Annotated in this window: 11 protein-coding genes and 4 pseudogenes; 8 read left to right on the plus strand and 7 right to left on the minus strand. The window is 49.2% G+C overall.

Going from position 1 to position 13,585, the window contains the following annotated elements:
- Positions 1-148 precede the first annotated feature (148 nt).
- Positions 149-640 carry a LysR substrate-binding domain-containing protein gene (locus KHX94_RS15585; protein ID WP_213681324.1) on the minus strand — a complete coding sequence of 164 codons (492 nt, stop codon included), beginning with the start codon at positions 638-640 and terminating at the stop codon, positions 149-151.
- Entirely contained in the window at positions 556-1,062 is a 507-nt protein-coding gene (locus KHX94_RS15590) for a LysR family transcriptional regulator (protein ID WP_244859192.1), read from the minus strand. Before KHX94_RS15590 ends, KHX94_RS15585 begins: the two co-directional genes overlap by 85 nt.
- Positions 1,063-1,254: 192 nt before the next feature.
- Here KHX94_RS15590 and KHX94_RS15595 point away from each other — a divergent pair, with 192 nt between their 5' ends.
- From KHX94_RS15595 to rlmM, 7 genes and pseudogenes are all read left to right on the plus strand, one after another.
- Entirely contained in the window at positions 1,255-1,668 is a 414-nt protein-coding gene (locus tag KHX94_RS15595) for a universal stress protein (RefSeq protein WP_213681326.1), read from the plus strand.
- A gap of 32 nt (positions 1,669-1,700) precedes the next feature.
- Positions 1,701-2,339, plus strand: a complete 639-nt coding sequence (locus KHX94_RS15600) for an MFS transporter (protein ID WP_280529582.1) — start codon at positions 1,701-1,703, stop codon at positions 2,337-2,339.
- Positions 2,306-2,923 carry an MFS transporter gene (locus KHX94_RS15605; RefSeq protein WP_213681328.1) on the plus strand — a complete coding sequence of 206 codons (618 nt, stop codon included), beginning with the start codon at positions 2,306-2,308 and terminating at the stop codon, positions 2,921-2,923. The genes KHX94_RS15600 and KHX94_RS15605 overlap by 34 nt, the downstream gene beginning before the upstream one ends.
- 325 nt (positions 2,924-3,248) lie before the next feature.
- Positions 3,249-4,159 (plus strand): annotated as a pseudogene (locus KHX94_RS15610) (transcriptional regulator GcvA).
- On the plus strand, positions 4,140-4,790 hold the full coding sequence (locus KHX94_RS15615; RefSeq protein WP_213681330.1) for an alpha/beta fold hydrolase: 651 nt from the start codon (positions 4,140-4,142) through the stop codon (positions 4,788-4,790). Before KHX94_RS15610 ends, KHX94_RS15615 begins: the two are co-directional and overlap by 20 nt.
- Positions 4,787-5,170 (plus strand): DUF423 domain-containing protein, encoded by a 384-nt coding sequence (locus tag KHX94_RS15620; RefSeq protein WP_213681331.1) that lies wholly within the window; start codon positions 4,787-4,789, stop codon positions 5,168-5,170. The genes KHX94_RS15615 and KHX94_RS15620 overlap by 4 nt, the downstream gene beginning before the upstream one ends.
- Before the next feature lie 57 nt (positions 5,171-5,227).
- Positions 5,228-6,310 carry a 23S rRNA (cytidine(2498)-2'-O)-methyltransferase RlmM gene (gene rlmM / locus KHX94_RS15625; RefSeq protein WP_213681332.1) on the plus strand — a complete coding sequence of 361 codons (1,083 nt, stop codon included), beginning with the start codon at positions 5,228-5,230 and terminating at the stop codon, positions 6,308-6,310.
- A gap of 20 nt (positions 6,311-6,330) precedes the next feature.
- Here rlmM and KHX94_RS15630 read toward each other — a convergent pair whose 3' ends face one another.
- Together KHX94_RS15630 and KHX94_RS15635 are read right to left on the minus strand one after the other, a co-directional pair.
- On the minus strand, positions 6,331-6,684 hold the full coding sequence (locus tag KHX94_RS15630) for a hypothetical protein (protein WP_213681333.1): 354 nt from the start codon (positions 6,682-6,684) through the stop codon (positions 6,331-6,333).
- Positions 6,685-6,804: 120 nt separating this feature from the next.
- Positions 6,805-7,811, minus strand: a pseudogene (locus KHX94_RS15635) (isocitrate dehydrogenase).
- Between the two features lie 245 nt (positions 7,812-8,056).
- Here KHX94_RS15635 and KHX94_RS15640 point away from each other — a divergent pair.
- Positions 8,057-10,876: a S9 family peptidase gene (locus KHX94_RS15640; protein WP_425314019.1), complete on the plus strand. Its 2,820-nt coding sequence runs from the start codon at positions 8,057-8,059 to the stop codon at positions 10,874-10,876.
- Positions 10,877-10,939: 63 nt separating this feature from the next.
- Here the strand turns inward: KHX94_RS15640 and KHX94_RS15645 are convergent.
- From KHX94_RS15645 to ppnN, 3 genes and pseudogenes are all read right to left on the minus strand, one after another.
- A pseudogene (locus KHX94_RS15645) lies at positions 10,940-11,379 on the minus strand (DUF3192 domain-containing protein).
- Positions 11,380-11,467: 88 nt separating this feature from the next.
- A pseudogene (gene xni, locus KHX94_RS15650) lies at positions 11,468-12,228 on the minus strand (flap endonuclease Xni).
- Entirely contained in the window at positions 12,225-13,580 is a 1,356-nt protein-coding gene (gene ppnN, locus KHX94_RS15655) for a nucleotide 5'-monophosphate nucleosidase PpnN (RefSeq protein ID WP_213683476.1), read from the minus strand. Before ppnN ends, xni begins: the two are co-directional and overlap by 4 nt.
- Between the last annotated feature and the right edge of the window lie 5 nt (positions 13,581-13,585).

The raw sequence follows: 13,585 nt of genomic DNA on the forward strand, positions 1-13,585 counted from the left end.
ATCCGTGGATGTGGCCCGTTAAATTAGCAGCCACAATTAACCTCTTATACTCAGTTGCGGTGTCTATGCTATGGCGCCGCACTGTTTTATGCCGCTTACCGCTTGCTGCTTGTTTGGAACGGATAAAAGATGTTCTCAGCTAAGTCGTTTATTTGTATGAATGCTGGCTGTGCTTGCCTTGCAGATATTGGCTCACAAAGTCGCCGAAATTGCGGGCAGCAGGTGACAGATAACGATTTTCCATCCACGACAACAGAATACTGCGTTTGAGGTGTGGGCTGCTGATCGGCAGTTTGACCAGTTGCTGACTGTTGCCAACATCCCACCATAGCGTTGGCAGAATTGCGACTCCCGCGCCGGCACGCACTAAATCAGCAATAACCGCAGTATCGAAACTTTCAAAGACAACATTGGCGCGAAAGCCTGCTTGCCGACAGAAGTTATCTGTGATTTCACGAAAGCCATCTTCCCGCGGATAGCTGAGGAGTTTTTCTTGGGCGATCTCACTAAGTGCCACCTGCTGCCGCTTTGCCAGTGGATGATCCGTGCGTACGGCTAAGAATAGCTCTTCGGTGAACAGTTCTCGTTCTGCGACAGTGTTGTTACCCGACAGTTGTGTAATCGGCAGGAGGTAATACACAGATCAAACACGCCATCGCGCAGCTGCCGCGCGATTTCATAGCGGCCAGCTACCTGAAACAGTTTGAATTTTACATCTGTGTGCTGCGATAGGTAGTCGACAAAAATGTTGGGCAGAATTTGCGAGGTGGTCACCCCTACGGTGACGTGGCCCGCATTGTTGCTTGCCATATCGGTTAACTGCTGTTTGGCCTGTTCTAACTCGCTAAATACCCGCTTGCTGCGCTCTAGCAATACCTTGCCAAAGGCATTTAATTGCAGCCGTCGTCCTTGTCGATCAAACAAGGCTACTCCCAACTCTTGTTCCAAATTTGCCAATGTTTTACTGAGCGCGGGTTGTGCGACATGCAGGCGTTCGGCGGCGCGGGTCATATTGCCAATATCGGCAATAGCCAAAAATGCTCTTAATTGGGTTAACGTCATTTTTAATAACCAAAAGTATATCAATACATTTAAAAATATATATTTTTAATTATTAAATATCAATGATATAACTCCCAGCGTTACCTTCTTTTAGCACTTTTCAAGGCTATCCCTTCGATAACAAATACAGTAAAGCTTGCCTTTTGCTGGGAGCGGCGTGTTGCCTTGAGAACAACAATCTTGGAATTAATTATGTTAGGAACACGAATTTTAGTGGCATATGACGGCGCGGAGCTTTCTGCTAAAGCGCTGGATACCGCCTTGCAGCAGTTACGGGAAAATCCGCAAATCAGTGTTGATGTGGTATTTGTTGAGGAAGTGGCGCCGTTACGCACCGGGGTTGAAGTGGTTGATGAAGATATACAACGCCAACGCGATGCCATTTTCAATCAACTACGCGACAAAGTCGCCGCGGCGGAAACGGTAAAACTGCATCGTTTGCGTGGGCAAAATGTTTCCTACGTGCTGCTGCGTTTTGCCGAAGAACACAATTGCAATCTTATCGTTCTTGGCAGCCGTGGCCTTACCGGGATCCGCGAATTCCTCGGCAGTGTCAGCCATGCGGTTGTGCAGCATTCTTTAGTCCCAGTACTGATCATCAAATAATCCTCTATTCTCTTCGAAATCACGTAATAAATATGACTACGACCAAAAGTGTCCTATGGACAAAAAACTATCTTATTGATTGTGTTATCTGCTTTTTAATTAATCTGGCCTACTACCTGACAATGGTTGTGATTACTGACTACACCCTGCACACATTGCATGCTTCGCTAAGTGTGGCGGGATTGGCTTGCGGCATTATTATTTTGGGTGCTTTAGCCGCTAGGCTGTTTGTCGGGCGCTCTATTGAACGAATTGGCACCAAGCTGTGTTTGTATGTTGGGTTGCTCGTATTTTTACTGTCGGCGATTGCTAACCTATGGACACAAAATATTGTGTTGCTATGCCTGGTGCGATTTATTCAAGGTGTAGGGTTTGGGGCGGCGTCTACCGCCACCGCCACTATCATGGCGCAGATGGTTCCCAGTGAACGCCGTGGTGAAGGCACCAGCTACTTTTCGATGTTTGTTACTTTGGCTACCGCTATTGGCCCATTCGCTGGTTTGTACGCGTATCAAGATGGCGATTTGAGCCTTAACCTCATGTTGTCATCAATATTACTGCTGATTGGCTGTGTGCTGACCTTTATGCTTGTTCCCCCTAAAAGTGTGCTGCCAGCAACTGCCGCAGCAACCAAAAAATGGGCTTCTCGCTATCATCTTTCTTTGAAATGAAAGCACTGCCGCTGTCAGCTATCACCTTTTTTGTTTCTATCGGTTTTGCGTCATTGCTGAGTTTTATTTCACCTTATACCGCGAGTAAGGGCTTGGAGACCGGCGGTAAATTCTTCTTCATTATGTATGCTATTTTTACGCTGATCAGTCGCCCTCTAACGGGCAAATTGTTCGACCGTAAAGGCGATAATATTGTCATGGTGCCCTCATTTGTGCTTTTTGCGGCGGGCTTATGCTTGTTGGGATTCTCTGACAGCAATATCGCAGTGTTGGCATCCGGAGCCTTGATTGGCATGGGCTTTGGTACTTTTATGTCTTGCTCACAAGCGATAGTGATTAAACTGTCACCTGCAGACAGCATAGGCAAAGCCAATTCAACCTTTTTCATTTTTATGGATCTCGGTGTGGGATTAGGGCCATTGCTCTTGGGAAAAGTGATCCCGCTGCTGCAGTTTTCCGGTATGTATGAATTGTTAGCGGTAGTCATGCTGATGTGCCTAGTGTCGTACCATTTCTTGCATGGTCGTTATGTCAGCGCACATCAAAAAAATCAACTGGCGTTACAGCAACATCTGAACAATTAGCCTAGCGTGTGTAATATTGCGCAAATTGCCCTGAGTTTTGGTGATGGTATACCCGCCAATACTCGGGGCTTTTTATGAATATGCTGATGCCACATGCATTTGGTGGCCTCAATCGATATCCCCAATACCTCATGCCAGCCAAGTTCGGTATTAACGTTTATTTTTGCAACATTGGCGCAAACCAACCATTTTGCCGCCGTTGTGGCAAAAAGCCGCTATTGCTAGCAGATTTAACCTGTGCCATATAAAACTGCTGGCGCTGTTACATGATTAAATGTAACAATATGGATTAGAAAAACTAATTATAAAATTGGAATGGATGCTCATGTCTAAGCGACTTCCTCCACTCAATGCTGTGAAAGCATTTGAAGCGGCTGCTCGCCACCTCAGTTTCACCCGTGCGGCAGAAGAGCTGTTTGTGACGCAAGCAGCAGTTAGCCATCAAATTAAGGCGCTGGAAGATTTTCTCGGCTTGAAACTTTTTCGGCGTAAGAACCGTTCGCTGTTGCTGACAGAAGAAGGTCAAAGTTATTTTCTTGAAATAAAAGATATTTTTGGACAGTTAGCTGATGCGACGGACAGGTTGTTGGCCCGCAGCGCCATTGGCTCGCTAACTGTCAGCATGCCACCTAGTTTTGCAATCCAATGGTTGGTGCCGCGTTTGGCCAAATTCAGTGAGAAAAACCCGGATATCGATGTCCGTATCAAAGCGGTTGATAGTGCTACTGATTCACTGTCGGATGATGTTGATGTGGCCATCTATTATGGCCAGGGCAACTGGCCGGGGTTACGTGCGGATAAGCTGCGTAATGAAGTGTTGATTCCTGTGTGTTCGCCTTTATTGTTGAAAGGCCCCAAACCGCTGGAAAAACCTGCTGATCTGAAGTTTCATACCTTGCTGCATGACATGAGCCGGCACGATTGGCAGGCATGGTTTCGTCAATGTGGCGTGACCGATATCAATGTCAATCAGGGGCCTATATTCAGCCATTCCTCGCTGGTGTTGCAGGCGGCAGCGCATGGCCAGGGGTGGCGCTGGGCTACAGCGTATTGGCGCGTCCTGATATTCTGGCCGGACGGCTGGTTTGTCCATTTCAGGAAGTGCTGGTCAGCAAAGATGCCTACTATCTGGTGTGTCAGCAAAAGCATGCAGAATTAGGCAAGATTGTGGCTTTCCGCGAATGGATGCTGGATATGTTTGCTGAGGAATCCCGTAGTGAGTTGTTACCCGGATAACTGGTGCGTCGATAAAAGCCAGGTTGCGAGCAACACCTTGGTGTTGTTTGCCCACGGTGCTGGTGCCGACATGCAACATACGTTCATGGCGACCATTGCCCAAGGCCTAGCTGCTGGTGGTGTTGACGTTGTCCGCTTTAACTTTCCCTATATGCAGCAAAGTCAACTTGACGGCAAGCGCCGACCACCCAATCGTGCGCCGGTGTTGCTGGCGGATTTTCAGCAACAACTACAATTGACCATTGAACTATTGCAGCCGGCTCACATCATATTGATGGGCAAATCCATGGGCGGTCGGATGGCTGTTATGCTGGCTGCCGATGTGTTGCCTGCGCGGGTGCGCGGCGTTATCTGCCTGGGCTATCCGTTTTTACCAAAAGGAAAAACTGCGCCGCGATTGGCCGCATTACAGGACTGTCGTTTGCCCGTGCTGATTTACCAAGGTGAACGCGACAGTTTTGGTACTCAGCAGCAACTGCAACAGTGGTCACTGCCCGCGGCGGTGCAATTGCAATGGGTTAGCGATGGTGACCACAGTTTCCTGCCCAGGAAAAGTGCTAGCGTGACGTTGCACGATAACCTCACCGCAGTGATCCATGGTTCACTGTTATATATCAGGAGTTTGTTATGAAAAAAGGCCTGTTTATGTTGGCCGCTATCAGTGGTTTTCTGGCTGTGGCGCTGGGAGCTTTTGCCGCACATGGTTTGAAAGCGGTGACCACCCCGGATTTGATTAAAATCTTTGACGTGGGGGTTGAGTATCAGTTTTATCACACCTTCGCGTTGATCGCGGTAGCACTGGCTGGGCATTGGGTTAAGTCGCCTTTGCTGAACTGGGCTGCGTGGTTATTTATCATCGGGATTATTCTATTTTCTGGCTCGCTTTATCTGTACGCCTTGTCCGGTGTCAAAATGCTGGGACTCATCACGCCGTTTGGTGGCTTCTGTTTCTTGGTCGGTTGGGCATTACTTGCCTCCTCAATGTGGCGTCATCGCAGTGACGATCTGTAACTGCTAAGTTCTGATATACTTGGCGCCTTTGCTGAAAAGCTGGTTACAGGATTATCCATGAACAATCTGTTTTTGTTCTGTCGTGCAGGTTACGAGAAAGAGTGTGCCGCTGAAATTCAGGATCGTGCCGCTGAGATAGGTGTTGCAGGTTTTGTGAAAGCAGCGGCAAATAATGCCTATGTAGTGTTCCAGTGTTTTGCTGAAGGTGACGCGGATAAATTAGCGCGTGAACTACCGCTGGATACCTTGATTTTTGCCCGGCAGATGTTTGTCTGCGGCGAGTTGCTCGGTGCTTTGCCCGTTGACGATCGGGTAACGCCAGTGGTTGATGCCTTGTCTTCTCTGGAAAATGGCGGCGAGCTGCGGGTCGAAACCCCAGATACCAACGAAGCCAAAGAGTTGCTGACATTCTGCCGTAAATTCACGGTGCCGCTGCGCGCAGCACTGAAGCAGCAAGGGGTGTTACTGGCGAACGAGAATGCACGGCGTCCTATTGTGCATGTGTGTTTTCTGGGCTCCACGCAAGCCTACGCTGGCTATTCCTACAGCAATAACAGTTCACCATTTTTTATGGGCATTCCGCGGCTGAAGTTCCCATCAGTGGCACCGAGTCGTTCCACGCTTAAGCTGGACGAAGCCTTTAACCACTTTATTGCACCACACGAACAGGAAAGCCGCTTACACAGTGGTATGAATGCGGTTGATCTGGGGGCTTGTCCCGGCGGTTGGACTTATCAACTCGTACGCCGTGGCATGTTCGTGGCCGCCGTTGATAATGGGCCCATGGCCGATAGCTTGATGCAAACCGGGCAAGTGACGCATTACCGGGAAGATGGTTTTCGTTTTGAACCTAAGCGCAAGAACATCTACTGGTTAGTGTGTGATATGGTGGAAAAACCGTCCCGAGTGGCGGAGTTGATGGAGCAGTGGGCGGTAAACGGCTGGTTTGAGGAGGCTATTTTCAACCTGAAACTGCCGATGAAGAGTCGCTATAAAGAAGTCACTACCATTCTTAGCCGGATGGCAGATGTCCTGCAGCAACATGGTTTTCATCAGTTTCAGTTACGTTGTAAACACTTGTACCATGATCGTGATGAAGTGACGGTACACCTGTGTTTACGTCCTCCGCGTCATTCCTAAGAATTGCCGCAGCAGGTGGCTTAACGGTAGTGCCATTCCTGCTGCAAATATTCCAGTTGCTTGGCTGGTGCTAGGTTTTCGAGCACGGCTTGTGGCAAAGGATATTGCTGGCAGATCCATTCCAGATTGCAATCAACAAATCCTAGAAATTCACGGGTGACCATCAGCGCATAGACGGCGTCCGTGAGTTGCTGGATGTGCCATGCTTCGGTATGTCGGCGAAATTGGCAGGCGCTATCGGTCTGATAAGCATCCAGTGTGGCTTTTAAACGACGGCCCGCTTTCCCCAGTGCGGTTGATTGCTCTTTGGCAATTTCCCTTTCAAGCACTGTTTGTTTGCTGCCTCTGAGATTGGCAAGACTGGCTTTAAACACGTTGCCTCCAAGATCTATTACCTCTGTATTTATCTTGAGCGTCTATGTCCACGAGATCAAGTCAGCCGCAGCATTGCATAAAAAAGGGGCCTTATGGCCCCAGTCTCAGCCGTTGGCAATTTACAGACGTTCTAGCACTGCTTGGGTGAAATCTGTAGTGCCATGACTGCCACCTAAATCGTGAGTGGTTCGGTCACCTTCGGCAATCACTGCGGCCACGGCATTGCGGATTTGGGCCGCTTTATCTGACATTCCCAGGTATTCCAACATCTGTACCGATGCCAGAATAACGGAAGTTGGGTTGGCTAGATTCTTACCGGCAATATCTGGCGCACTGCCATGTACGGCTTCAAAAATGGCCGCATTTTTACCAATATTAGCACCGGGAGCCATCCCCAGACCGCCAACCAAGCCCGCACACAGATCCGACAGGATGTCACCAAACAGGTTGGTGGTGACAATGACATCGAAGTTTTCTGGATTCATCACTAACTTCATGCAAGTGGCATCCACAATCATCTCTTCGGTGATGATATCTGGATAGCGCTGGCTGACTTCGCGGGCAGTTTTCAAAAACAACCCAGAAGTAGATTTCATGATGTTGGCTTTGTGCACGATAGTGACTTTTTTGCGGTTTTCCTTGCGCGCCAGTTCATAAGCGAAAGTGGTGATCTGTTCGGCACCATGGCGGGTAATGATACTGGTGGCTTCGGCGGTGCTACCATCTTCAGAGACTTTCTGGCCGTAACCTGAGTACATCCCTTCGGTATTTTCACGCACAGTGATGATATCGATATCCTGATAACGTGCTTTTGTGCCTTTGAAAGAAAGGACGGGGCGCACATTAGCATAGAGGCTGAATTTCTTACGCAGGGTAACGTTGATGGAGGTGAAGCCTTCGCCGACAGGCGTGGTTAGCGGGCCTTTAAGGGTGATGCGGTTTTTTCGATGAGATCTAATGTTCGTTGCGGTAACAACTCACCTTGTTTTTCCAGAGCCGCTAAACCTGCATCGGCAAATTCGTACTCAAAATCACATCCTGCTTTATCTAAAATCTGTAGTGCTGATTCAATAATACTTGGACCGATCCCGTCGCCGGGGATCACGGTAATGGTTCTTTTTGACATGGAGAATCCTTCCACGGGTTAGCATTTAGGCGAATAAACAACCGTGTGGTGAACACGGTTAGTGTTAGAAAATTCTGTGATATAGATCTCCTTTATTCTAAACACTTTTAAACACTTTTCACAGGAAATTAGTGAGCAAAGCCCCGCCTTTTTATGTAGGCTAAACGTTACAAAATTTTCATTAGGCAATCATGCCAGCGCAGATTACTGCGACTGATTGCCGTTTCAAGAACGAGAGGAACACCTTGAAGTTTTCGACTCTTGCTTCATTGCTGCTGCTGACAATTCTGCCGGGGACACTACAGGCGCAACCCAACAAGACGCTCTCGCTGGAAGATATTATGCATTTCCAGTCGCTCACGGCGCAAACGCTGGATGCTCAAGGCAAAGTGTTGGCTTACAGTACCGCTCCAGATCGTGGTGATAGTCAGGGTTTTGTTAAACGCCTGAGTGACGGGCAGCTGTTTACCGCGGCGGGCGGCTCAGATCCTATCATCAGTCATGATGGTCGTTTCACCCTGTTTACGGTTAAACCGTCATTACTTGAGCTGGAAAAATCCACGGCGAAAGCGCGTAAAAAACTCAAGTCTGGCGTGTTACTGCTGGATAATCAAAATGGTGCAGTGCAGCAGTTTGAGCGAGTAAAAGCCCAGGCGTTTTCTGAAGATGGCAAGTTTCTAGCGCTATGGTTTGAGCCAGAAGATGCTAAAAAAGACGATAAAGCCGACCACAGTGACAATGCGGCCGAAACGGCCAGTAACGCCAGCCAGAAAACCGCGAAGGAAGATGCTGGCAGTCAGTTCACCGTGCTTAATCTGGCAACGGGTAAGTCGCAGCATTTTGCGAATGTTACCGATTGGGCATTCTCATATGACAGTCGCTACCTGACGTTGGCGCAAAACGACACCGCCAGTGAGCTGCATAAATTGCTCTTACTGCGACTGGACAGTTTTAAGCAAGCAGAATTGGTCAACAGCCAATCTGAGCAGATAGGGGCCGTGGCGCTGAGCCGTGACGCCGCGCATTTGGCTTACACTGCGGGTAATGCGGCAGTTGTGGCTGCGGAACGTCCGTACCGTTTAGCGCTTTACAGTCTGGAAACCGGAAAGTTTTCAGCAATTCAAAGTGCCGACAAAAGTGCCGATGGCTGGTGGTTGAATCACTACAGCAAACTGAATTTTTCGGCAGATGGTCAACGACTGTTTTTCGGACGGGTGCCGCAGATCAGCCAGCAGTTTCATCTACCCAAGGTAACTCAAGAAGCGGATCTTTACCGCGAGCAGCTCATTACGGATCAGCGTGGTCTGAATATTTGGCATGGTGATGATCCACTGATTAAACCTAATGAAATCAAACAGTACGCTAAGGAACAACAGCGGACATATCTGGCCGTGTTGCACTTATCATCGGGTAATGTGGTGCAGTTAGCCGACACCACAGTGCCGGATGTGCAGCTATCAGAACACAAGCGGTTCCTGTTAGCGAGTTCAGATATTCCTTACCGTAAAATGATTACCTGGGCGGGTTTTTTCCGGGATTTCTATCTGGTGGACGTGAATACTGGCCATAAAACACAAGTTTTGGCGCAACAACCGCGCGACAGTGAACCAACTTACTCGCCTGCTGGCAAATATCTGGCATGGTATCAGCGTGGACAGATTTACCTGTATGACATTGCTGACGGTCGAAAATCTCTGTTAAGTGGCGATATCAAAACACCGTTTGCCGATGAAGATCATGACTATCCTTCGGCGGCCCCTGGTTACGGTTTTGGCCCTTGGCTAGCCGATGATTCAGCAATTTTGGTGTATGACAAATACGATATCTGGCAATTTGATACGACGAGCCATCACGGTTTCATGCTGACCGCCGGAGCCGGGCGCAAACAGCAGCGGAGCTTCCGGGTGGAGGCGTTGGCACAAGCCGATGCCGCATTCGCTCCCACGGTGAAGGATGGTGAGTCAGTGCTGTTGCAAGGATACAGTGAACGTACAAAAGCCGATGCTTTTTATCGGGCAGAAATCGGTAAGGCCGGGGTAAAAGTGCTGTTGGATGCCCCGGCAAAGCTCAAGGTGTTAGCGCGAGCCAATGCGGCGGCCACCTTTGTATTCAGCCAGCAGCGTTATGATCTCTATCCCGATCTTTATACTGCCGAGGTGCTGCATCCAGAGCGCGCCGAGCAGCAGACCACGCTAGATAAGCAGCGGCAACAACTACCTTGGGGCAAGGCGGAACTGGTGCATTGGCGTGATGGCGATGGCCGGGTAATGGATGGTGTGGTGATCAAACCGCCACATTATCAGCCAAGCAAGCGTTATCCGGTGCTGGTTTATTACTACCGCTTTATGAGTGACAGATTGTTTGCTTTCCCGGATATGAAAATCAATCACCGTCCCAATTTTGCCTGGTATGCGGCAGATGATTACGTGATTTTTTTGCCGGATATCCGTTTTGAAGTAGGTTATCCCGGGATTAGTTCGGTTAAGGCTTTGACCGCGGGAGTACAAAAGCTGATTGAATTGGGCATTGCCGATCCGGATGCTATTGGTTTACAGGGACACTCTTGGAGTGGTTATCAAACCGCCTTTGATATTACCCAGACCAATATCTTTAAGGCTGCTGTTGCCGGGGCGCCGGTGAGCAACATGACTAGTGCTTACAGTGGCATCCGTCTGGGGACTGGGCTGGCGCGTCAGTTCCAATATGAAACTGGGCAAAGCCGTATCGGCGAGAGCCTGATGCAGGCACCACAAAAATATATCGAGAATTCTCCGGTATTTTATGTGGAGCGCATTCATACGCCGCTGCTGATCATGTTTGGCGATCGTGATGATGCGGTACCGTGGGAGCAGGGGATTGAACTCTATATGGCGATGCGGCGTGCCGGTAAGGACGTAATCATGTTGCAATATAAGGACGAACCACATCATCTGAAGCAATATCCCAATAAGCTGGATTACACGATCAGAATGAAACAGTTCTTTGATCACTACTTGAAAGGCCGCAAAGCACCACAGTGGATGATCTCTGGCGAAGCCTACCGCGAGCCGGCAGCAGAAGATTAAGATGCAATAAACTCAGGGGCGAATTCGCCCCTGTTGTTTGCCACAGCCATATGACGAATGAAGCTAATGATTGTCGCTCGATTTCGCTGTGGTGGTCGCGGCATTATCTTGAGTGGGTTTGCTGTCTACCGCTTGTTGCAGATATTGCTGATAGGTGTCATCCCCCCACGCGATCAGTTGATCGTTACGAAATAACAGCGGGGTACATTCATCCTTGGTGGTGATGCCATCAGATTTGGTCTGGTGGGTGCGATAAAACAGAATGTTTAGCGTTTGCCCTTGGCTGAGTTTGGCTTCACTAAAGTCGGGACGCCCCATCAGCGCTAGCACGCTTTCCCCACTTTGCCCCAATTTAAGCTCAGTCAATTTCCCTGGTTATATATTTGGCGGTCTTCCCAACTCATATCTTCTGGGTTGGGCTTGTAAACTAATACCACCACGGCCACAAACGCGATATAAGCCAGAAATAAGGTGCCGATAACCACCGGGATTTTGCTCTTCATGTACTTTCCTTAAATGCGTTTAGATAACAGCTTTATCATCAAACACCGCGAGATCTCACAAGTAAATCGGCGATTTGTAAGCCGGTATTTATTGTGACTGCCAGCGATAATCACTGAGATTAATGTGCAAATCCAAGTCAGTGCGCAGTTTGGCTAAACGGTAACTGAGGCGTGCCATATCATAACCGTTGCGCAGTTTTTCAGCCTGTTTGCTACCCAGTTTATCTAGTGCATTATAGATGTTGGCCAGCGATCGAAAACTTTTCAGCAACTCTGCAGCTGATTTAGGGCCAATGCCGGGAATGCCAGGGATGCGGTTGCCGCTGTCACCGCTTAGTGCCATAAAATCCAGTAACTGATGGCGGCTGATCCCGAGTTTTTGCTCCAGCGCCGCCACATCCAGCCACGCGTTGCTGAAATGATCCCACTGCTGCAACCCTTTAAACTGTAGCTGACTGAAGCCCTTATCGGTTGAAACAATCACGGCTTCGCCACCATGTTGGCAGATTTTACTGGCCAGTGTGGCTATTACGTCATCGGCTTCTGAGTCGGCATTGACCGATGCCATGCCTTCTGCGGCTAACAGTTGCTTTAACTGCGGCAGATAGTCGGCAAGCAGTTGCGGCATCGGTTTCCGACCTTTTTGTAGTCCGGGTATAACTTTTTGCGCCAGGATTCTTGCTCGCCATCCCAGACAATTGCCAGATGGGACGGCTGATGGTGCAGGCAGAGTTTGCGACAGGCGCTGATGGAGCGTTGCGCCAGTCCTGCCAGATCTTGTTCATCTGGCTGCGCCGCATATAAACGGCGTACCAGATTCATGCCATCAATGATCAACAATCGGTTCATTGGCAGACCCGATAACAGGGAACATAAGTACTACCGGGTAATTTCATGCGGCCTTGGCGCACAAAGGCGTTGAGCAGCTTATCAATCATCGACATTAACTTGGCATCGCCACTGAGATTGAAGGGACCATGTTGTTCGATGTTAAGAATGGTGTCTTTCTTGACATTGCCGGCCACAATGCCGGAAAAAGCTTTGCGCAGATTGGCCGCCAACTTAGCTTTATCCTGCTGAAAATGCAGGTCGAGATTTTCCATTGCCTCATGAGTGGGAATAAAGGGTAATTGAAAATCCGCATCGATTTTCAGGCCCCACTGATATTGATAGGCATCACCAGTGAGCTTGCGATGGGCTTTGACATCCTCCATACCAAAGCGCATCACCCGTGCGGCTTCCTCGGGATCATCAATAATAATGCGATAGCGGTTTTGTGCTTCCTGGCCGAGGGTTGCACCAATAAACGCGTCAATTTCGGCAAAATATTCGGCGCTGCCAGCAGGACCTGTCAGTACCAGCGGGAAGGGGATGTCCTTGTTTTGCTCGTTGAGCAAAATGCCCAGTAGATATAGCAGCTCTTCTGCGGTGCCGGGGCCACCTGGGAAGATAATGATGCCGTGTCCCATCCGCACAAAGGCTTCCAGCCGTTTTTCAATGTCCGGCATAATCACCAATTCATTGACAATCTGGTTTGGTGGTTCAGCGGCAATGATCCCGGGTTCTGTCAGCCCGATGTAACGGGCATCGTGGATGCGTTGCTTGGCATGGCCGATAGCCGCACCTTTCATTGGCCCTTTCATTGCGCCAGGGCCACAACCGGTACAGATATCCAGTTTGCGCAGTCCTAACTGATAACCCACTTCTTTGGTGTATTTGTATTCATATTCGCTGATGCTGTGTCCGCCCCAGCACACCACGACATTCGGCTCCAGCATCGGCGAGATCACGCGGGCATTACGTAAGATATCGAAGACCACATTGGTGATATGGTTGGAATTGCTGAAGTCCAAGTGGGTGACATGACTGTATTTGTTACTGACGTAAATAATATCGCGCAGTACCGCAAACAGATGTTCCTGAATGCCCACAATAATCTGGTCATCGACAAACGCGCACGCGGGAGGATTATGCAGCTCCAGCTTTACTCCACGTTCGCGGCGGACGACGTTGATGTCAAAATCGTCAAACTGTTTGAAGAGGGCGCGGGCATCGTCGGTTTCTGAGCCTGAGGCCAGCACTGCCAATGAGCAGTTGCGATAGAGCTGGTACAGTTCACTTTGTGCGCTTTGCTTGAGTAGATCGACTTCCAGCTGCGACAGCTGATCCATGCTGCCTCTGGGATTTACTTTGACAATCATCATGA

Source organism: Shewanella dokdonensis, from assembly GCF_018394335.1.
Lineage (GTDB): Bacteria > Pseudomonadota > Gammaproteobacteria > Enterobacterales > Shewanellaceae > Shewanella > Shewanella dokdonensis.

Excerpts from the sequence above, each read along its gene's own strand:
- KHX94_RS15590 (WP_244859192.1), bottom strand. The coding sequence starts at position 1,062 with ATGACGTTAACCCAATTAAGAGCATTTTTGGCTATTGCCGATATTGGC.
- KHX94_RS15595 (WP_213681326.1), top strand. The coding sequence starts at position 1,255 with ATGTTAGGAACACGAATTTTAGTGGCATATGACGGCGCGGAGCTTTCT.
- KHX94_RS15600 (WP_280529582.1), top strand. The coding sequence starts at position 1,701 with ATGACTACGACCAAAAGTGTCCTATGGACAAAAAACTATCTTATTGAT.
- KHX94_RS15605 (WP_213681328.1), top strand. The coding sequence starts at position 2,306 with ATGGGCTTCTCGCTATCATCTTTCTTTGAAATGAAAGCACTGCCGCTG.
- KHX94_RS15620 (WP_213681331.1), top strand. The coding sequence starts at position 4,787 with ATGAAAAAAGGCCTGTTTATGTTGGCCGCTATCAGTGGTTTTCTGGCT.
- rlmM (WP_213681332.1), top strand. The coding sequence starts at position 5,228 with ATGAACAATCTGTTTTTGTTCTGTCGTGCAGGTTACGAGAAAGAGTGT.
- ppnN (WP_213683476.1), bottom strand. The coding sequence starts at position 13,580 with ATGATTGTCAAAGTAAATCCCAGAGGCAGCATGGATCAGCTGTCGCAG.